The sequence below is a fragment of the Streptomyces sp. NPDC001980 genome, assembly GCF_040296885.1.
Classification (GTDB): Bacteria; Actinomycetota; Actinomycetes; order Streptomycetales; family Streptomycetaceae; genus Streptomyces.
On record NZ_JBEOYD010000050.1, the window covers coordinates 32187 to 52251 of the forward strand.

General features: G+C 69.0%; 12 protein-coding genes. 8 read left to right on the plus strand and 4 right to left on the minus strand.

Annotation, left to right across the window (positions count from 1 at the left end; genetic code table 11):
- Nucleotides 1-10: 10 nt before the first annotated feature.
- Nucleotides 11-736: a response regulator transcription factor gene (locus tag ABT137_RS44085; RefSeq protein WP_351718102.1), complete on the plus strand. Its 726-nt coding sequence runs from the start codon at nucleotides 11-13 to the stop codon at nucleotides 734-736.
- Nucleotides 733-2247, plus strand: coding sequence for a HAMP domain-containing sensor histidine kinase (locus ABT137_RS44090; protein WP_351718104.1), 1515 nt, complete (start codon nucleotides 733-735; stop codon nucleotides 2245-2247). Before ABT137_RS44085 ends, ABT137_RS44090 begins: the two co-directional genes overlap by 4 nt.
- Before the next feature lie 31 nt (nucleotides 2248-2278).
- Here the strand turns inward: ABT137_RS44090 and ABT137_RS44095 are convergent, their stop codons facing one another.
- The 3 genes from ABT137_RS44095 to ABT137_RS44105 form a co-directional block, all read right to left on the minus strand.
- A complete protein-coding gene (locus ABT137_RS44095; RefSeq protein WP_351718106.1) occupies nucleotides 2279-4546 on the minus strand; it encodes an NEW3 domain-containing protein in 2268 nt (755 codons plus the stop codon).
- Between the two features lie 168 nt (nucleotides 4547-4714).
- Nucleotides 4715-5263 carry a hypothetical protein gene (locus ABT137_RS44100; RefSeq protein WP_351718108.1) on the minus strand — a complete coding sequence of 183 codons (549 nt, stop codon included), beginning with the start codon at nucleotides 5261-5263 and terminating at the stop codon, nucleotides 4715-4717.
- A 21-nt stretch (nucleotides 5264-5284) separates the two neighbouring features.
- Nucleotides 5285-5899 (minus strand): Uma2 family endonuclease, encoded by a 615-nt coding sequence (locus ABT137_RS44105; RefSeq protein ID WP_351718109.1) that lies wholly within the window; start codon nucleotides 5897-5899, stop codon nucleotides 5285-5287.
- Nucleotides 5900-6143: 244 nt separating this feature from the next.
- Here ABT137_RS44105 and ABT137_RS44110 point away from each other — a divergent pair, with 244 nt between their 5' ends.
- Both ABT137_RS44110 and ABT137_RS44115 read left to right on the plus strand, forming a co-directional pair.
- A complete protein-coding gene (locus tag ABT137_RS44110; protein WP_351718111.1) occupies nucleotides 6144-7235 on the plus strand; it encodes a lytic polysaccharide monooxygenase auxiliary activity family 9 protein in 1092 nt (363 codons plus the stop codon).
- A gap of 361 nt (nucleotides 7236-7596) precedes the next feature.
- Nucleotides 7597-10869 (plus strand): GH92 family glycosyl hydrolase, encoded by a 3273-nt coding sequence (locus tag ABT137_RS44115; protein WP_351718113.1) that lies wholly within the window; start codon nucleotides 7597-7599, stop codon nucleotides 10867-10869.
- A 61-nt stretch (nucleotides 10870-10930) separates the two neighbouring features.
- Here the strand turns inward: ABT137_RS44115 and ABT137_RS44120 are convergent, their stop codons facing one another.
- On the minus strand, nucleotides 10931-14674 hold the full coding sequence (locus tag ABT137_RS44120) for a GH92 family glycosyl hydrolase (protein WP_351718143.1): 3744 nt from the start codon (nucleotides 14672-14674) through the stop codon (nucleotides 10931-10933).
- Between the two features lie 424 nt (nucleotides 14675-15098).
- On the opposite strand from ABT137_RS44120, the gene ngcE reads away from it, so the two are divergent.
- The 4 genes from ngcE to ABT137_RS44140 all read left to right on the plus strand — a co-directional run bounded on the left by ngcE (nucleotide 15099) and on the right by ABT137_RS44140 (nucleotide 19970).
- Nucleotides 15099-16574 carry an N-acetylglucosamine/diacetylchitobiose ABC transporter substrate-binding protein gene (ngcE, locus tag ABT137_RS44125; protein ID WP_351718115.1) on the plus strand — a complete coding sequence of 492 codons (1476 nt, stop codon included), beginning with the start codon at nucleotides 15099-15101 and terminating at the stop codon, nucleotides 16572-16574.
- Between the two features lie 29 nt (nucleotides 16575-16603).
- A complete protein-coding gene (locus ABT137_RS44130) occupies nucleotides 16604-17530 on the plus strand; it encodes a carbohydrate ABC transporter permease (protein ID WP_351718117.1) in 927 nt (308 codons plus the stop codon).
- Nucleotides 17531-17534: 4 nt separating this feature from the next.
- Complete coding sequence (locus ABT137_RS44135; protein WP_351718119.1) at nucleotides 17535-18434, plus strand: carbohydrate ABC transporter permease; 900 nt, start codon at nucleotides 17535-17537, stop codon at nucleotides 18432-18434.
- A 336-nt stretch (nucleotides 18435-18770) separates the two neighbouring features.
- On the plus strand, nucleotides 18771-19970 hold the full coding sequence (locus ABT137_RS44140; RefSeq protein ID WP_293993554.1) for an ROK family transcriptional regulator: 1200 nt from the start codon (nucleotides 18771-18773) through the stop codon (nucleotides 19968-19970).
- Nucleotides 19971-20065: the final 95 nt, after the last annotated feature.

Sequence of the window (20065 nt, forward strand, 5' to 3'; positions counted from 1 at the left end):
GACTTGCTACATGTCTGCCACCGCAGGGGCCCGAACCGGCCGAGTCCGCGTCCTGATCGTCGACGACGAGCCCGGTCTCACCGAGTTGCTCGCCGCCGCCGTCGCCGACGCGGGCTGGCGCCCCTACCCCGCGCTCGACGGACAGACCGCCCTGCGGCTGGCCCGCGGCTGCGCCCCGCACGCGGTGGTGCTCGACGGGATGCTGCCCGACCTCGACGGCCTCCAGGTGCTGCGCAGACTCCGCTACGAGATGCCGAGGCTGCCCGTCCTGATGCTCACCGCCCGCGACGCCATCGAACACCGCATCGACGGCCTGGAGGCCGGGGCCGACGACTACGTCACCAAGCCCTTCTCCCTGGAGGAGGTCGTGCTGCGGCTGCGCGGACTGCTGCGCCGGGCCGGCACCGAACAGCCCCCCGCCGACGACTCGGTACGCGTCCTCGGCGACCTGGTGCTGAGCCGCGAGTCCCGCGAGGTGCAGCGGGCCGACACCCCGATCAGGCTCACCGCCAAGGAGTTCGACCTGCTCAGCCTGCTCCTGGACCATCCGCGCCAGGTGCTCAGCAAGGCCCAGATCCTCGACCACGTCTGGAGCACCTCCTTCGACGGCGGCGGCAACCTCGTCGAGGTCTACATCTCCAGCCTGCGCCGCAAGATCGACCGGGGGCGGGCGCCGATGATCCACACCGTGCGCGGCATGGGCTACGTCGTACGGCCCGTGGAGGACGGCAGATGACCGCCCGGCTGCGGAGCCGGTCGCTGCGCACGCGACTGCTCGTCTTCATCACCGCCGTCCTGGTCTGCGTGTGCGCCGCGATGGCCCTGACCACGGTGTTCGCCCAACGCGCCTATCTGATGGGCAATCTGGACAACCAGGTGAGCGACGCGGCGGAGCGCGGCGTCGGCGGCGCCGCCCTGCACCCGGAACTCACCCGCGACCTGACCTTCCTCAACGAGAGCGGCCACCCGGCCGGCATGCTCGCCGCCCGCCTGGACGCCAAGGGCAACATCCTCAACGCGGCCGTCGTCAGCCAGGACGCACCCCCGCGCTCCCTCGACACAGCCCAGACCGGCGCCCTCAAGGGCCTCGCACAGGACGGTTCCACCCACACCCGCCAGGTCCCCGGCCTCGGCACCTACCGGGTCACCGCCCTGAACGCGAGCGGTGTCCGGGTCCTGGCCGGCCTCCCCATGGACGACGTACTGGACACCATCAGCGGCCTGGTCGAGGTCGAGATCGCCGTCGCCGCGGTCGGCCTCACGGCCGCCGGCTGCGTCTGCGCGGTGGTGATACGACGGCAGCTGCGCCCTCTCGGCCGGGTCGCCGCCACCGCCGTCGAGGTCTCCCACGCGCCGCTCGGCCGGGGCCAGGTGACCGGTCTGACCCGGGTGCCCGAACAGGACACCGACCCCGGCAGCGAGGCCGGCCAGGTCGGCGCCGCGCTCAACCGGATGATCGACCACGTCGAGGCGTCCCTGGCGGAGCGCCAGCGCAGCGAGGAACAGGTGCGCCGGAGCGAGGAGCGGATGCGCCGCTTCCTCGCCGACGCCAGCCACGAACTGCGCACCCCCCTCGCCTCGATCGCCGGGTACGCCGAGCTGATGAACCGTGGCACGGACCGCATCGAGCCGGGCCTGGCCTGGCGCCGGGTCAACGCCGAGTCGGCCCGGATGCGCAGCCTGGTGGAGGACCTGCTGCTCCTGGCCCGCCTCGACGAGGGCCGCCCGCTGCAGTCCGCCGAGGTGGACATGGCCGCGCTGGTCGCGGAGGCGGTGTGGGACGCGCGGGCGGCCGGGGCCGGTCATGTCTGGCAGCTGGAACTCGATCTCGACGACGCCCCGGCGCTGGTGCTGGGCGACGAGGCCCGCCTGCACCAGGTGGTGGCCAACCTGATGGCCAACGCACGGGTGCACACCCCCGCGGGTACGACGGTGACCGCGACCGTCGAGTCCACCCGCACCACCTGCGTGATCCGGGTCCGGGACGACGGACCCGGCATCCCGCCCGCCCTCCTGCCGACCGTCTTCGAACGCTTCACCCGGGCCGACACCTCCCGCACCCGCGCCGGTGTCCTGGAGGGCGGCTCGGGCCTGGGCCTGGCGATCGCCTCGGCCATCACCACGGCCCACGGCGGCCGCATCGACGTGCAGAGCACCCCGGGCCGTACGGAGTTCACCCTCGAACTCCCGGTCACCGATCTCCCGCCGGCCGGAACGGCGACCGTCGCCCGCACGGCACCCGTCTGACCGAGCACCGTGCGGGCGGACACCGGGATTGCTAGGGAGTGGTCGTGAAGGTGTCGAAGTCGGCCTCGCCGGTGGTGCCCGAGGCGTGCGAGGTCTGGGTGAGGCCGACGTCCTGGGTGGCCGCGGCGGTCGGGACGGTGACGGTGCCGACCAGGTTCCAGGTGGCGTCGTCGGTGGAGTAGTAGCCGCTGTAGGTGGTGCCGTCGCGGACCAGCTTCAGCCACGACGGGTAGGTGGCGGTGCCGGTGGAGTCCTGGGAGTCCAGTGTTCCGTTGCCGTCGCTGTCCCAGTCGAGGAGGTAGCCGTTGGCGGGGGTGGCGACCAGCGCCAGATAGCCGGGCGAGGTGTTGGGCTGGGTGATGTCGTTGCGGACCATGATCCCGGCCTTCGCCCAGACGTCCGTGTCCGACTGGGAGTCGAGCTTCACCGTGGTCACGGAACCGTCGTGCTCGGCTCCGGGCAGATAGACCGTGCCGTACTCGTTGGTGCCGTTGTAGAGGTCGGCGCCCTGGGCCCGGATACCGAGCTGGGTGCCGGACTCGCTGAAGCTCGCCGTGGTGGACGCGAACGTCCGGTACGGGGCGGTCACTTGATGGTTCACGGTGATCGTGTCACCGGCGGTGAGGTGCGTCTTCCCGGCCGACCGGAAGCGGTAGGCCGCCGTCCCCCGGAAGTCGCTGGAGGCGAAGAGCTTCGCCGAGGGCGGGATGGAGACGGAGTAGGTGGCCTTCAGCGCACGGCCGCCGCGGATCGTCCGGGCCCGCGTCGCCTGATGCGTGGTGATCTTCGTGCCGGACGGCCCGGTGAGTGTCAGGGCGGCGTCGGTGACCGGCCGCGAGCCGTTGTCGGACAGGACCGCGGTCACGGTACGCGTGGTGCTGTCGCTCGGGGCGGGGGCCCAGTTCAGCGCCAGGGAGACGTCCGGCGCCGCGTCGGCCACCGGGTGGCGGGTGCCGTGCACCCGGTACAGGACCACCCCGTGCGGCGGGACGTTCGCGGCGATCCGGCCCGCGGACTCGGTCAGCCCGTGGTTCCACAGGTCCCGCAGGGCGTAGTCGCGCGCCTTGGGCAGGCCCAGCGCGGCCGCGGTGGTGGCCACCTCCCGGGGCGCCGAACCGGTGTTGAACAGGCCGACCACGGCGTCCCCGTCGGGCTCGGTCTTGGCGAACACCTGGGAGTCGGTGTCCGAGGAGATCCGCTGGGCGTCGATGCCGTCCTGGTCGACCGCGAGCACGTCGGTGTTCTTCAGCAGGGCGAGGTCGGCGGGGTCGAGGTGGGTGAGGTCGGTGCCGAGGATCAGCGGGGAGGCGGCCAGCGACCACAGGCTCATCTGCGTCCTGCGCTCGTCGGGCGTCAGCCCGTTGTCGTCGCCGTTGCCGATCTCCAGGGAGTCGTAGTCGTTGTACCCGCCGGGACCGCCGTACGGCGCCCACGCGGCGACCTGGTCGAACCGCGAGGCGACCGAGGCCCAGGTGGTGAGCGGGTAACTGCTGCCGTCCGGCCCGCAGTAGCACTCGACGTCACCGCCGGTGCGCCAGCCGTTGGACAGCTTGGACCAGGTGGCCGCGTTGTTGATGTCCAGGTTGTTGGACAGTTCCAGATGGATGGGCCGCCCGGTGTGCTTCAGAGCGTCCGACCAGGCCTGCACGTCCTGCTGGTCGGGGGTGCCGACGCCGTCGATCTTCAGATAGTCGATGCCCCAGCCGGCGAACTGACCGGCCCAGGAGTCGATGAAGGACTGCGCGCCGGGCTTGGTGTAGTCGATGCCCACCATGCCGCCGCAGTTGTAGTTGTTCTCCGACGTCGTGGTGGCGATGTCCCGGGCGTGGTACGCGGTTCCCTGGATCGCGGTGTTCTGCGCGACCGCCTGCTGGGAGATGCCCGGAGTGACGTAGAGCCCGAACTTCAGGCCGAGGGAGTGGACATAATCGGCCACGACCTGGATGCCGTTCTCGGCGCCGCGCGGCGGGAACTTGGCGGGGTCGGTGACCCAGCGGCCGTACTGGTCGACGTCCGGCCCCTGGCTGCCCGGGCACTGGTACCAGAAGTCGTCGACGTTGGCGTAGACGAACCCGTTTTTCGCCAGTCCGCTGTCCTTGAGCGCCTTCGCCTGCGCCTCGATGGTCTGTGCGGTCGGATTGCGGCGGACGAAGCTCCAACTGCTCCACCCGAGGACGGGCTTGAGTCCGACACCGTTGTCATCGGCTTGCGCGGACTGTCCCCCGCCCGCGGTGATTCCCAACGTGAGCAGCATGGCTCCGGTGAACGCGGCCAGTACGCCGCGTATCTGTCTTCTCATGAGTTCTTCCTCCATCGCAGCGCCCTGACAGCGCGACGGTCGGTATCGGAAGGCCGATGACTCAGAAACCGTCAAGAACCAACCCCATGGCCGCGTCAAGTGAACATGACCGAACGCCAGTCACCACATAGCACGGTTGGCCAAAAATGAGTCAAGCCTGTGGGCCCGCTATGGCCGCTGACTGCCCAGCAGCCGCGCCTGCTCCCGCTTCAGTTCGCCGAAGCCCCGGCGGGCGTATGCGGCCAGTTCCTCGCTGGGGAACGGCACGAGCGACAGATGGTCCGAGAAGTCGCCCTGCGCCCAGCGCGCCACAGTGATCTCGTATCCCGCCGTGTGTGCGCACAGCTCCAGCAGCAGCGACGGCATCTCCGGTTCCCGGAGCAGATCGGCCCGCCCGACCACCAGCCCGCGCATCTCCCGCAGGACAGGCAGGAACACGGTCGTCACCCAGAGCTGCCAGTCGGCCAGTTCCTCCTCGCTGGGCGGAGTCGTGTCGCTGAAGGGCGAGGTGCCCCCGGGCCGGGCGTGCCGTGCCACGAACGCGGCGAAGGTACGGCTGTTGGCCTCCGTCAGCGCGAACAACGGCCCGTAGAACTCACTGAGTTGCCGATTTACCCGGGCGAGCCGCTCCTGCCGCTGGGCCAGCCGCAGGCCGTTGAGGTAGGTGGCGATGTATCCGAGGAACGCCAGGGCGACCGTGACGGCGGCTGCGATCATGTCCCGATCGTATGGGCGTGATCAGAATCCGACGAGGGCGTCGAGGTCGATCTGGACGGGAAACGGCAGCTCGGTGACGAGCTTGCCCTGGTGGACCGGGTGCAGGGGGGCGGGGATGTACGACCGAGTGTCCGCGTTGAGCCAGTGCTCGTGCACCGTCAGCTTGTTGTCCCGGTCGAGCTCGACGCGCCAGTAGCACGGGACCTTGGCGGTTGCGAAGAGCGCCGGCTTGCGCACCCGGTCGTGCTGGCGGGAGCAGGGCGAGACGACCTCGATGACCAGCGCCAGCCTCTCCACCGGGACGCATGTGAGGTCGAAGTAATCCAGTGTGTGCGGGTCGAAGACGATCACGTCGGGCGCAGGGGCGTTGCGGTCGTCGACCAAGACGCACTGGCTGGTCACGACGTCGTATCGTCCGGCTTCGGCCACGGACTTCAAGGCCGTCCGCAGTCCACCTCTTACGTGGTTGTGCCAGACAGGGGTTTCTCCGACGGCCGTAACCACTCCGTCCGTGAGTTCCCAGTCGAATGGCAGTACGAGATCCCTGACCTGGCTGGCGGTCCAGCCGTGGGCGGGCGGGCGCATCCAGTTCTCCGTGTCGGCCTGAGGTCCGTGCGAGCCGGGCACCGTTTCCATGAGCGGAGTATGGCCACCGGCGCCCGTCTGGGCCCTGGCTGGCGGCGCACTGTCACTCGAACTGAGTGCCGTCGGGCGTTTACAGCCGCCCCCGTCCGCGCTAGCTTCACAGGAGAGTGGGGTGGGAGCGCTCCCATGCGCACCGGCGGACCGGAACCCGTCGGCGCGTCGGGCCCGCTTCCACCCCGCGTTCGTCGCCATGACCCGCGCGCGACCGTTCATCCCACACAGAGGTGAATATGTCATGCCTATGACAAGAACACGCTCTCCGTACCGCCTCCCCCGATTACCCCTCCCCACCAGGGGCCGGGCCCTCTTCCTCACCCTGCTCGCCCTCCTGACCACCGTCCCCGCCCTCGCCCTGATCCTGGCCGCCGGAGCCCCGGCCCAGGCGCACGGCACCCCCATGAAGCCCGGCAGCCGTACCTTGCTGTGCTGGCAGGACGCGCTCACCGACACCGGGGAGATCAAGCCCGTCAACCCGGCCTGCAAGGCGGCCCAGCAGGTCAGCGGGACCACGCCGTTCTACAACTGGTTCTCGGTGCTGCGCTCGGACGGCGCCGGCCGCACCCGCGGCTTCGTGCCGGACGGCTCGCTGTGCAGTGGCGGCAACCCCAACTTCACCGGTTTCGACCTGCCGCGCGACGACTGGCCGGTCACCCACCTCACCTCCGGCGCGACCGTCGACTTCTCCTACAACGCGTGGGCGGCGCACCCCGGTTGGTTCTACGTCTACATCACCAAGGACGGCTACGACCCGACCCGGCCGCTCACCTGGGACGACATCGAGGACCAGCCGTTCCTGACCGTCGACCACCCGCCGCTCGACGGCACCCCGGGCACGGTCGAGGCCAACTACTCCTGGACCGGGCAGCTTCCGGCGAACAAGACCGGGCGGCACATCATCTACATGGTCTGGCAGCGCTCGGACAGCACGGAGACCTTCTACTCCTGCTCGGACGTCGTCTTCGACGGCGGCAACGGCGAGGTCACCGGCATCCACGACCCGGGCAACCCGAGCCAGCCCCCGCCCGGCACCTGCACCGCCACCCGGACCACGACCAACAGCTGGCCCGGCGGCTACCAGTCCGAGGTCACCGTCACCAACAGCGGTGACGTCCCGATGCTCGGCTGGATGGTCGACTGGACGCTCCCCGGGGGCCAGTCGGTGGCCGGCCTCTGGAACGGCAACGCCACCTACAGCGGACAGGACGTGATGGTCCACAACGCCGACTGGAACGGCTCGCTCAGTCCCGGACAGAGCACGACGTTCGGATACGTCGTCCAGGGCGACGGCGGGGACAGCGCAACCGGCCTGCCCTGTCAGGTCGGTTGACGTACGCGCTCCGCTCTGGGCGGACCCGGTGTCGGTGCGCACCGGGTCCGCGAGCCGGGCAGGCGAGGGGGGTGGGTGGGCCTGTCCGGGTGGGAGTTGCTCGTGGTGGTTCTCGCGTGTCTGCTGTGCGGCTTGTGTCGACGCCGTGACGGGCGACAACGTTGTCTCATGGTCTGTACATGACTCTACCGCCCCAACCGACAACGATGTCAACCCACTTCGGATCGCCCGACCGGGTGAACCGGGGCCGTGCCGTCCGAGGCATGCGCGGTCTTCCGTGGTAGCGGTGGCGCACGTTACTGTCCCTGCGGCTTGTGCGACCTGTGGTGCGCGACCCGTCCGGAGGAGGAAGGGCCGCGTCATGCGTTTCCGACCCATGTCCCTGCTGCTGGCCGCGGTACTCGCGGCCGGCGGCGCCACCCCCGCCCTCGCGGCCACCGCGAGCGCACCACCCGAACTGGTCAAGGACCCCACGGCGTACGTCGATCCGCTGATCGGCAGCAGGAACGGCGGCAACACCTTCCCGGGCGCCGTCGTGCCGTTCGGCATGCTCTCCTGGAGTCCGGAGAACACCAGAGGCGACGCGACGAGAACGGCGGCACCGGGCGGCTACCAGTACGACGCCACCCGCATCCGCGGCTTCAGCCTGACCCACATGTCCGGCACCGGCTGCGCGGGCGGCAGCGGCGACATCCCGTTCTTCCCGTACGCGGGCGAGGTCACCTCATCCCCTGCGAGCGACACCAAGGACGCCGTCTACGCCTCGGACTTCAGCCACGCCGACGAGACCGCCGAGCCCGGCCACTACCAGGTGGGCCTCGCCTCCGGCGTCACCGCCGACCTCACCGCGACCACCCGCACCGGCTCGGCCCGCTTCACCTACCCGGCCGGCAAACCGGCCTCCCTGCTGATCCGCACCGCCAACTCCGAGGTGGGGTCGGCCGATTCGACGGTGACCATCGACCCGGACACGCGCACCGTTTCCGGCTCGGTCACCTCCGGCGACTTCTGCGGCTACCTCGACCCCGAGGGCCAACGCTCCTACTACACCGTCTACTTCACCGCGCACTTCGACCGTGCCTTCACCGCCACCGGCACCTGGCAGGACGACAGGCTGAGCCCGGGTTCGACCACCGCGTCCGGTGGCACCGGCGGCTTCTCGGCGAACGGCGGGCGGCCCGTCACCGGCAAGGGGGCCGGTGGATACGTCCAGTTCGCGCCCGGCTCGGGCCCGGTGAACGTCAAGGTCGGTATCTCGTACGTCAGTCAGGACGCCGCCGAGGCGAACCTGCGGGCGGAGAACCCGCCGCGGCGCTCCTTCGACGCCGTCCGCGACGCGGCCCACCGCGCCTGGCGGGACCGCCTCGACGCCATCCGCGTCGGCGGCGGCACGGACACCGACCGCACCACCTTCTACACCGCGCTCTACCACTCGCTCTTCCACCCGAACGTCATCAGCGACGCCGACGGCCGCTACCGGGGCAGCGACGGCAAGGTACACCGGGTCGCGCGCGGCCACCGGGCGCAGTACGGCACCTTCTCCGGCTGGGACGTCTACCGCGACCAGGTCCAGCTGCTCACCCTCCTGGACCCGCGGACCGGCTCGGACATCGCCCAGTCGCTCTACGAACTCGCCCGGCAGAACGGCGGGGTCTGGGACCGCTGGCTGCACGGCGCGAGCGGCACCCACGTCATGAACGGCGACCCGTCACCGACCGCCCTCGCCGGCATCCGTGCCTTCGGCGGCACCGACTTCGACCTGAAGGGCGCGCTGGACTCGCTGGTGAAGGCGGCGACGGTCCCGACGGCACAGGACCTGTCCGCGGCCGGAAAGCCGGTCCTGTCGGTCGGCCAACGGCCCTCCCTCGACAAGTACGTGACCAACCACTACATGCCGTCCGTGTCGAACGCCTGGGGCGGCGCCGCCGAGACCCTGGAGATGTCCACGGCCGACTTCTCCCTCTCCCAACTCGCCGCGGCGGCGGGGAAGAAGGAGACCGCGGCCGCCTTCGCCGACCGTTCCCAGTGGTGGCAGAACAACTTCGACGTCGCCGCCGACGCGACCGGCGGCTACATCGCCAACCGCAAGGCCGACGGCAGCTGGGTCACCGGCTTCACCCCAAGCACCGGCAACGGGTTCGTGGAGGGCACCGCCGCCCAGTACACCTGGATGGTCCAGCACAACCCGGCCGGGCTCTTCGCCGCGATGGGCGGCACCGACAAGGCTCTCGCCCGCCTTGACACCTTCTTCCACAACAGCGACGGCAGCTGGGCCTTCACCGGCAGCGGCGGCGACAAGTCCGAGCTGGACAACGAGCCCTCGCTCAACGTGCCCTACCTGTACGACTACGCCGGCGCGCCCTACAAGACACAGGAGACCGTCCGCGCGGCGATGACACAGCTCTGGTCGACACAGCCCGGCGGCATCCCCGGCAACGACGACCTGGGCGCGATGTCCTCCTGGTACGTCTTCTCGGCGCTCGGCATGTACCCGCAGGTCCCGTCCCGCGCCGAACTCGTCCTCGCCTCACCCCTGTTCGAGCGCGTGGAGATCGACCGTCCGAACGGAAACGACATCTCGATCCACGCGCCGGGAGCGGCCGCCGACGCCCCGTACATCCAGTCCCTGAAAGTCGACGGCCGCACCAGCGACCGCCCTTGGCTCGACAGCTCCGTCGTCCGCGACGGCGGCCGCCTCGACTACACCCTCGCCGCGACCCCGAACCGCACCTGGGGTACCAGCACCCCGCCCCCGTCCTTCCGGGAGGGCGAGCAGCCGTACCAGATCGGGGTCGGTCCGACGACGGCGACGATCGCCCCCGGCGACAGTACGACGCTCACCGTCCGCGCCCTGTCCCTGTCCGGCGGCAGCGGCCCCGAGGTGCGCTTCCGCGTCGAGACACCGGACGGCGTCACGGCCACCCCCGCGGAGGGAACGATCACCGGTGGTTCCCGGCAGATCACCCTCGCCACCACGGTGGGCACCCCGCAGGGCTACTACGACGCGAAGGTCACCGTCACCTCGGCCGACTCCTCCTACGTCCAGCCCGTCGCCCTCACCGTCGCCGCACCCGGCACCCTCCTCGCGTCCTACTCCAACACCGGCATCTCGGACGACTCCGGCGACCACGACGAGGCCGACTTCGACGGCGGCGGCTGGAGCTACTCCCGCCAGGCCCTCGCGGCGGCGGGCCTCACCGCGGGCACCGAGGGCACGGTGGACGGCCTCGCCTACACCTGGCCGAACGCCCCGGCAGGCCGCCCCGACAACGCGACGGCCACCGCCCAGACCATCGAACTCCCCACCCCCGCCACCGCGCTGTCCTTCCTCGGCAGCGCCACCAACGGCAACCAGTCCGCCCAGGCGACCGTCATCTACACCGACGGCACCACCGGCACCGTCGACCTCTCCTTCACCGACTGGACCATCGGCGGCGGAGGCGGCACCGTCCAGTACGGCAACGGGATCGTGGCGAGAACCGCGTACCGGAACGTGGCCGGCGCGGACAAGGACCCGGTGGCCACCTACGTCTTCGCGACCAAGCCGTTCACGGCGCCGGCCGGCAGGACCGTCAGGAGCGTCCGGCTGCCCGAGAACAGCGATCTGCACGTGTTCACCCTCGCCACCGGCTGACCGCTGAATACCAGAGGGGGGCGGCCCCGAACGGGCCCGCCCCCCTCTCCGTGCCGCGGCCTCAGGCCAGCAACTCCACCTCCGCCAGGGTCGATTCACTGTCCAGGACGAGCCGGTAGTGCGTGTACGCGCCGGGCTTCTGGATCGTGAATGCCCGTGTCTGCAGGTCCCAGTCGAAGGACTCACCGGCACGCTTGTCCACGGTCTGCCAGTTCGTGCCGTCCGTCGACGCCTGGAGGGTCCAGCCCGTCGGGGCCTTCGTGTGGTCCGACGGTGAGGTGAGGGTGTACTGGATGCCCTTGGCCGACCTGGTCACCGGCAGGTCCACCGACGTCACCGTCTCCTCGGTCGCCGAGGTGTTGTCGAACAGGGAGCCGTCGGCCTGCAGGACGTCCGCGCGCGGGGTCGGGACCTTGTCGTCCTTGGTGATCGAGACCGGGGCGGCGTCCTTGCCGGTGCCCCAGTTCGACGGCTTCGGGCCCATCGTGAAGTCGATGACGCCGCCCTTGGAGATGAGGGAGTGGGGGAGTGAAGTCGACGTCCAGGTGCGGCCGTTGACGCGGACACTCTGCACGTAGACGTTCTTCGCGCTGTTCTGCGGGGCCTTGATCACCAGGTCGTGGCCGTTCTCCAGGTGGACCGTCGCCTTCTTGAACAGCGGGGAGCCGATCGTGTAGTCGCCGCTGCCCATCACCAGCGGGTAGAAGCCGAGGGCGGAGAAGAGGTACCAGGCCGACTGCTCGCCGTTGTCCTCGTCGCCGTGGTAGCCCTGGCCGATCTCGCTGCCGAGGTAGAGGCGGGAGAGTGCCTGACGGACGTAGGCCTGCGCCTTCCAGGGCTCGCCGGCCGCGTCGTACATGTAGATGACGTGGTGGGCGACCTGGTTGGAGTGGCCGTACATGCCCATCCGGACGTCCCGGGCCTCGGTCATCTCGTGGATGACCCCGCCGTAGGAGCCGACGAAGTCGGGAGAGGCCGTCTCGGGCGTCGCGAAGAACTCGTCCAGCTTGTCGGCGAGGCCGGACCGGCCGCCGTACAGGTTGGCGAGGCCCCGGCTGTCCTGCGGGGCGGTGAAGGCGTAACCCCAGCCGTTGGTCTCGGTGTAGTCGTAGCCCCACACGCGCGGGTCGTACGACGACGAGTCCACCCGCCAGTCGCCCTGGGCGTCCTTGCCCTGGAAGAAGCCGGCCTTGGAGTCGAAGAGGTCCACGTAGTCCTGGGCGCGGTTGAGGAAGTAGTCCGACTCCTCCTTGTAGCGCTTCTCGCCCGTCTTCTTGTAGAGCGCCTTGCCCATCTCGGCGATGCCGTAGTCGTTGACGTACCCCTCCATCGCCCAGGACAGGCCCTCGCGGGTGTCGTCGCTGGTGTAGCCGAGGAAGGGGGAGGTGGACATGCCCTTGCGGCCGACGCCCGAGGAGGGCGGTACGACGGTCGCGTTCTTCAGGGCCGCCTCGTACGCCGCCTTCGCGTCGAACGTCACGCCCTTGACGTAGGCGTCCGCGAACGCCACGTCCGAGGAGGTGCCGGTCATCAGGTCGGCGTACCCGGGGGAGGACCAGCGCGAGGTCCAGCCGCCGTCCTTGTACTGCTGCACGAACCCGTCGACCATCTCACCGGCCTGACCGGGTGTCAGGAGGGAGTACGCGGGCCAGGTCGTGCGGTACGTGTCCCAGAAGCCGTTGTTGACATACACCTTGCCGTCCACGATCTTCGCGCCGGTGTGCGTCGGGGTGTCCTGGCTGGTCATCGGCGAGAACGGGGAGGCGTACTGGTACGTGGAACCGACCTTCTCGAAACCGGAGTTGGGGTACAGGTACAGCCGGTACATGCTGGAGTAGAGGGTGGTCAGCTGGTCGGCCGTGGCACCCTCCACCTCCACCTTGCCGAGCAGCTTGTCCCAGACCTTCCGGGCCTGCGCCTTCACCGTGTCGAAGGAGGTGCCGTCGGGGATCTCCTGACGCAGGTTGTCCTTGGCCTGGTCGACGCTGATCAGGGAGGTGGCCAGGCGGAGCGTGACGGTGTGGTCGGAGCCGGCGTCGAAGCGCAGGTAGCCCTTGACCCCGCTGGAGTCGCCGCCCGTCACGGGCTTGTCGAAGACGCCGTAGACGAAGAGGCGGGTCGCGCCCGTCGACAGCCCGGACTTCACATCCGAGTAGCCGGTGACGATCCCGTGCTCCTTGTCGAGGGTCAGGCCCGCCTGCTCGGTCACGTTGTCGAAGATGACGCTCGCGTCGTCGCCCGGGTAGGTGAAGCGCAGCGCGGCCGCGTGGTCGGTCGGCGTTATCTCGGCCTTGAGGCCGTTCTCGAACCTGACCCCGTAGTAGTACGGCCGCGCGGTCTCGTTCTCGTGCCGGAAGGCCAGCTCGCGGGCCTCCCGGCCGGTGTCCGGGGTGCCGGAGGCGGCGGACGGCATCAGCTGGAAGGTCTGCCGGTCGCCCATCCAGGGGCTCGGCTCATGGCTCGCGCTGAATGCCTGGATCGTCGGCAGGTTGGCGTCGTTGTTCGCACGGGCGTACTCGTACAGCCAGCTCTCCGAGGACGCGTTGGTCACCGGTGTCCAGAAGTTGAAGCCGTGCGGCAGGGCCGTCGCCGGGAAGTTGTTGCCGCGCGAGAAGCTGCCGCTGGAGTTGGTGCCGCGGGTGGTCAGCGCGTAGTCGGACAGATGCGCCTTGGGCTTCCCGGGGGCCACCGGCTTCAGGGACACGTCGTCGATCCAGCCGCGGAACTTGGCCGGCCCGGCGGGGGAGTCGTAGCCCACCAGGATCCGGTCGACCGTCTTGCCGGCCGCGACCGAACCGATCACCGACGAGATGTTGTTCCACTGGTTGACGTACAGCGCCTTCGACGTGCCCTGTCCGCGCGGCGAGAGCGCGAACCCGTGCTGGTCGACGGCCCCGAGGTCGCTCAGATAGGTGCCGTCCGTGAAGGCCAGGTCCACCGCCACGTTGGTGGCGTCGTAGTCGAGGTCGCCGTCGGCCATCGAGGGGAAGATCCGGTACGCGAGCTGTGTGTCGCGGCCGACCTTCACGTTCACGTCGAAGACCTTGTTGTACGAGTACGCCCGGCCGGCCGCCGTGTGCCGTCCGGCGTAGCGCAGGGCGTGCGTTCCGGTGAACCCGGCCCGTGCCTTCGCGGTCGGCGAGCCGCTCGGGCCCTTGTCGACCAGCGAGAGCATGTCCTGGGGCACCGGACCGCCGCTGCCGCCCGTGGAGAACTGCAGGTCGGCGATCTGGAGGATGTCCGGGGCGCCGTTGTTCTTCGTGACGTCGAGCCGGAAGTGCTGGTACTCGGCGGGCGCGGCGAGGTCGTACGACTTGGTCTGGAACCGCTCCGTGAAGGCCTCGTCGGTCCGGGTGTCGACGGTCTTCCAGTCCTTGCCGTCCGTCGAGCCCTGCAGGGTCCAGTCCTTGGGGTCGCGCTCGCCGTAGTCGTTCGCCGAGGTGAGGGCGTAGGTCACCAGCTTGATGGGCTTGTCGAAGTCGAACTCGACCCAGCCGGTGGGCTCGAAGGTGAGCCACTTGGTGCCCGACTCCCCGTCGACGAGGTTCTCCTTGACCTCGCCCGCGCCGGTGTTCTCGCCGCTCGCCCGTACGTCGGTCACGTGGTCGGTGACGTTGCCGGGGATGCCGGTGCTGTAGCCGCCGTCCACCCCGGAGGCGCGCGGGGCGCCGCTCGGGTCGGTATCCACGGTGTCGGTCCAGTCCGGTGACGGATCGCCAGACTCGAACGAGGATGCGAACTGCGTCGCGGCGGCCGGTGCCTTGACCGGCAGAGCGACCGCGGCCCCCTGGGAGCCCAGGGTCATGACTACGGCGGCCGCGATCACGACCGCCGTACCAGATCCGTGTCCTGTTCTTCGCTGCGTTCTCCGCTGCATCACAACGGGTACCCTCCCTGCCACATGAGACAACGTTGTCAGCTGCGTGGCGCAGGAACCAGTAGGTGGTCAAGTGGCCCGTGATGTCAAGGGTGTTGGGTGCGGCATTCAGGGGTGTATGTCGGCTCTTTTTCCGGCAAGGCGTACAGAGATCGCTCATATTTCCGACAGGTCTCAACTAGGAAAAGACCCGTGGCCAACCTTGCATTCGATCTTGCCCCGCTGACGGGAAGTGGACTATACCTGTCGGCGTTTCCCGCATGACTTCCTGCACGACCCAGCACTACCCGACCGCGGTGCCGGGGAGGATCCGGTTCACCGCCTGAGTCCTGGAGAAGGCGAGGACTTGAGCATGGGATCCACTTCCGCAGCGAACCCCGGTTCCGATTCCGCAGCAGCCCACGGTTCCGAGGGTGTCGGCCGTCGCGATCTGATCAAGCGTTCGGCCGCACTCGGCCTGATTTCGGTCCCCACCGTCGGATTCCTCTCCGCCTGCGCCAGCAGTGGTGGCGGCGGCCAGTCCAAGGACAAGGCCGGCAAGAAGACGGCCAAGAACCCGCTGGGTGTCAACGACACCGCGCAGATGGAATTCGTCCTCTTCGACGGCGGTTTCGGCAAGGAGTACGCCGAGGACGCGGTGAAGATCTACGAGAAGGACTTCCCGAAGGCCAAGGTCAAGTTCTCCGCCACCCAGAAGATCCAGTCCACCCTCCAGCCGCGCTTCAACCAGGGCACCCCGCCGGACCTCATCGACAACTCCGGCGCCGAGCAGATGGACATGGGTGTGCTCGTCGGCAAGAACCAGCTGGCCGACCTCACCCCGCTCCTCGACGCCCCGTCGTACGACGACCCGAACAAGAAGGTCCGCGACACGCTGCGCCCCGGCATCGTCGAGATGGGCCAGTTCGACGGCGACCCGGTCTGGATCATGTACTACGCCTACACGGTCTACGGCGTCTGGTACTCGCAGAAGGCCCTGGACTCGCTCGACGCGGAGTACCCGCAGACCTGGGACCAGATGATCGCCGTCTGCGAGAAGGCCAAGAAGAAGGGCATGGCCGGCTGGACGTACGCCGGCAAGTACCCGTACTACATCCCCTTCTCGCTCTACCCGATGATCGGCAAGGTCGGCGGCGTCGAGGTCCTGGACGCGATCGACAACCTGGAGCCCAACGCCTGGAAGCACCCGGCCGTCAAGGCGTGTTTCGAGGCCTACTACGAGCTCTACAAGAAGGGCTACATCCTCAAGGGCACCCCCGGCCTCGACCACATCCAGTCGCAGACCGCCTGGGCGCAGGGCAAGGCGCTGTTCATCCCGAACGGCTCCTGGGTGGAGAACGAGTCGGCGAACGTCATCCCCTCCGACTTCAACCTCGCCGTCTCCGCGCCCACCGGCATCGACAAGAACGACAAGATGCCGTTCGGCACCATCTGGGCCTCGGGCGGCGAGCCCTTCGTCGTCCCGGCCAAGGCGGCGAACGCCCAGGGCGGCATGGAGCAGCTGCGCATCATGCTCAGCGAGGCGTCCTCGAAGAACTTCACGACGAAGGTGAAGTCGCTGACGGCGTACAACGGCGGCACCGACGGCATCAGCCTCACCCCGGGCCTCACCTCCGGTGTGGCGGCGCTCAAGCTGGCCGGGTCGAACGTGGTCAACCCGCGGCTCCAGGACTGGTACGTGCAGCTCCAGAAGGAGAAGATCGGGGTCGCCGGCCTCGGCGAGATGATGGCCGGCCGGCTCACCCCGGCGGAGGCTGTCAAGAAGATCCAGGGCTTCGCCGACGAGGCCGCCAAGGACACCTCGATCAAGCACTACAAGCACCAGTAACCAGAAACCGTCTCGGCACCGGAGTGGCGATGCAGCACGGCAAGTACCGGTTCATCGTGGGGTTTCTCGCGTTGCCCCTCGGACTGTACGCGCTCTTCGTGGTGTGGCCGTTCATCCAGTCCATCTACTACTCGTTCACGGACTGGACCGGCCTGAGCCCCGAATTCAAGATGGTCGGCCTGGACAATTACCGGAGGATGCTGCACGACGACGTCTTCTGGAAGTCCTTGCAGCACAGCTTGATGTTCGCGATCGTGCTGCCGCTGGTGACGATCAGCCTGGCGCTGTTCTTCGCCTTCATGATCAATGTGGGCGGCCGGAGAAGGAAGGGCGGCCCGGTCATCTCCGGGGTCCGGGGCTCTTCCTTCTACAAGATCGTCTACTTCTTCCCGCAGGTGCTGTCGATCGCGATCGTCTCGCTGCTGTTCGCCTTCGCCTACAACCCCGACAGCGGTGCGATCAATTCACTGCTCCGCGGAATTGGTCTGGACAATATCCAGCCGCTCTGGCTGGGCGACCCGAGCCTCGCCCTGTGGTGCGTGATGGCCGTACTGGTCTGGTCCACGGTCGGTTTCTTCGTGGTCCTCTTCTCGGCGGGCATGGCGTCCATCCCCGCGGATCTCTACGAGGCCGCCCTGCTCGACGGCGCCGGCCGCGCCACCACCTTCTTCCGCCTCACCCTGCCGCTGCTGTGGGACACCGTGCAGTCCGGCTGGGTGTACATGGGCATCCTCGCGCTCGGCGCCGAGTCGTTCGCAGTCGTACAGATCATGACGACGGGACCGGGCGGCCCCGACTACTCGACGACCGTCATGGTCCTGTACGTGTACCAGAAGGCGTTCCGGGACGGTCAGGCCGCCTACGCCACCACCATCGGCGTCGCCCTGCTGGTCGTCACGCTCGCCTTCGCGGCGGTCGTGATGCGGCTGGGCCGTCGCGAGCGGCTGGAGTACTGAAGCGATGACGACGACCGAGACCGACGTCACTGTCACCAAGGCCGAGCCCCCCGCGGCGAAGCAGCCCCGGCCGAAGCGCGAGGGCGGGGTCCTCAACGCCTTCTCGCACGGCATCCTGGTCATCTGGGCCGTCATGGTGGTCACACCGCTGCTGTGGGCGGTGATGACGTCCTTCAAGGACGACCGGTCCATCTTCACCTCGCCCTGGGCGCTCCCCGACCGGCTCCACTTCGAGAACTGGGCGCGGGCCTGGACCGACGCCAACATGAGCGACTACTTCCTGAACACCGTCCTGGTGGTCGGCGGCTCGCTCATCGGCACCCTGGTCCTCGGCTCGATGGCCGCCTACGTCCTGGCCCGCTTCGACTTCCCGGGCAACCGCTTCATCTACTACCTCTTCATCGGCGGCATGAGCTTCCCGATCATGCTCGCGCTGGTCCCGCTCTTCTATGTCGTCAACAACCTGGGCCTGCTGAACACGATCCACGGCCTGATCCTGGTCTACATCGCGTACTCGCTGCCGTTCACGGTCTTCTTCCTCACGGCGTTCTTCCGCACGCTGCCCACGTCCGTGGCCGAGGCGGCCTTCGTCGACGGCGCCTCGCACACCCGCACGTTCTTCCAGATCATGCTGCCGATGGCCAAGCCCGGCCTGATCAGCGTCGGGATCTTCAACTTCCTCGGCCAGTGGAACCAGTACATGCTCCCGACGGTCCTCAACACGGACCCGGACAAACACGTCCTCACCCAGGGCCTGGTCCAGCTGGCGGTCAGCCAGGGCTACAAGGGCGACTGGTCCGGCCTCTTCGCCGGCCTGGTGATGGCGATGCTCCCGGTCCTGGCGGCGTACATCATCTTCCAGCGCCAGGTGGTGGCGGGTCTGACGGCGGGCGCCCTGAAGTAACCCGAACGTTCGCAACCCGAAAGAGGGCGCCCTTGTATCGGGCGCCCACGACCGCGCCCCAAGGGGCGCGGCGAACTGCGCGACCAGCCACGACGGCGCCGCGCCCCACACTCCACACGCCCCCTCCAACCTGCTGACCAGTGGCCTAGACATGTCCATCGCATGTCCCTCAGGCGACCCCCGAACCGCCAACGATTTCTGTCAAGGACTTGACGGCGGTAACCCGTTCAGCAGAGCTTGGAGTTCATAACTTGTAAGTGACCCGGTCTCAGTGAGGTGACCTGGGTCACGTTGGCGGCACCGTGGCCGCCTCCGATGGCGGGAGTGGATGGGTCGATGGAGACTCCGGGGTCGCAGTCGTCGCTGCACCGAGCCAACCTGGAACGTGTCGTACGGGCCGTACGTCTGGCCGGATCGCTCACGCAGGCGGAGATCGCGCGCACGACCGGCCTGTCGGCTGCGACGGTCTCCAACATCGTGCGCGAGCTCAAGGACGGCGGAACCGTCGAGGTCACGCCCACGTCGGCGGGCGGCCGCAGGGCCCGCAGCGTGAGTCTGAGCGGTGACGCCGGCATCGTCATCGGCGTCGACTTCGGCCACACCCACCTGCGCGTCGCGATCGGGAACCTCGCCCACCAGGTGCTGGCCGAGGAGTCCGAGCCCCTTGACGTGGACGCCTCGTCCAGCCAGGGCTTCGACAGGGCGGAAGAGCTGGTCAACCGCCTGATCGCGGCGACCGGCGTGGACCGCTCGAAGATCGCCGGCGTGGGCGTCGGCGTCCCCGGCCCGATCGACGTCGAGTCCGGCACCCTCGGCTCCAGCGCCATCCTGCCCGGCTGGATCGGCGCGAGACCCGCCGAGGAGCTCCGGCTCCGCCTCGGCGTCCCCGTGCACGTCGACAACGACGCCAACCTCGGTGCCCTCGGCGAGCTGGTCTGGGGCAGCGGCAAGGGCGTCCGCGATCTCGCGTACATCAAGGTCGCGAGCGGTGTCGGCGCCGGTCTGGTGATCAACGGGAAGATCTACCGGGGCCCCGGCGGCACGGCCGGCGAAATAGGACATATTACACTCGACGAGTCCGGCCCGGTCTGCCGCTGCGGCAACCGCGGCTGCCTGGAGACCTTCGCGGCGGCCCGCTACGTGCTGCCACTGCTCCAGCCCGGCCACGGCCCCGACCTGACCATGGAGGGCGTCGTACGGCTGGCCCGGGACGGCGACCCGGGCTGCCGTCGCGTGATCGGCGACGTCGGCCGTCACATCGGCAGCGGAGTGGCCAACCTCTGCAACCTGCTGAACCCGAGCCGGGTGGTCCTCGGCGGCGACCTCGCCGAGGCCGGAGAGCTGGTCCTGGGGCCCATCAGGGAGTCCGTGGGGCGCTATGCGATCCCCAGCGCGGCGCGCCAGCTCTCGGTGCTTCCAGGGGCCCTCGGCGGCCGCGCCGAGGTGCTCGGAGCGCTCGCTCTCGCACTCAGCGAGATGGGCGACTCGACCCTTTTGGACGGTTCTGTACCCGCCGTTGCACCTGTCTTCACTTAGAGAACGCATGGCGCCGTTGCCATCTCGTTAAGTATTTACTTCTTGACGTCGAACTTGCGGCCGAGTTGACTTCGAGCCACCTCGGCCGCAGCGTT

Excerpts from the sequence above, each read along its gene's own strand:
- ABT137_RS44085 (WP_351718102.1), top strand. The coding sequence starts at position 11 with ATGTCTGCCACCGCAGGGGCCCGAACCGGCCGAGTCCGCGTCCTGATC.
- ABT137_RS44090 (WP_351718104.1), top strand. The coding sequence starts at position 733 with ATGACCGCCCGGCTGCGGAGCCGGTCGCTGCGCACGCGACTGCTCGTC.
- ABT137_RS44095 (WP_351718106.1), bottom strand. The coding sequence starts at position 4,546 with ATGAGAAGACAGATACGCGGCGTACTGGCCGCGTTCACCGGAGCCATG.
- ABT137_RS44100 (WP_351718108.1), bottom strand. The coding sequence starts at position 5,263 with ATGATCGCAGCCGCCGTCACGGTCGCCCTGGCGTTCCTCGGATACATC.
- ABT137_RS44105 (WP_351718109.1), bottom strand. The coding sequence starts at position 5,899 with ATGGAAACGGTGCCCGGCTCGCACGGACCTCAGGCCGACACGGAGAAC.
- ABT137_RS44110 (WP_351718111.1), top strand. The coding sequence starts at position 6,144 with ATGCCTATGACAAGAACACGCTCTCCGTACCGCCTCCCCCGATTACCC.
- ABT137_RS44115 (WP_351718113.1), top strand. The coding sequence starts at position 7,597 with ATGCGTTTCCGACCCATGTCCCTGCTGCTGGCCGCGGTACTCGCGGCC.
- ABT137_RS44120 (WP_351718143.1), bottom strand. The coding sequence starts at position 14,674 with ATGACCCTGGGCTCCCAGGGGGCCGCGGTCGCTCTGCCGGTCAAGGCA.
- ngcE (WP_351718115.1), top strand. The coding sequence starts at position 15,099 with ATGGGATCCACTTCCGCAGCGAACCCCGGTTCCGATTCCGCAGCAGCC.
- ABT137_RS44130 (WP_351718117.1), top strand. The coding sequence starts at position 16,604 with ATGCAGCACGGCAAGTACCGGTTCATCGTGGGGTTTCTCGCGTTGCCC.
- ABT137_RS44135 (WP_351718119.1), top strand. The coding sequence starts at position 17,535 with ATGACGACGACCGAGACCGACGTCACTGTCACCAAGGCCGAGCCCCCC.
- ABT137_RS44140 (WP_293993554.1), top strand. The coding sequence starts at position 18,771 with ATGGAGACTCCGGGGTCGCAGTCGTCGCTGCACCGAGCCAACCTGGAA.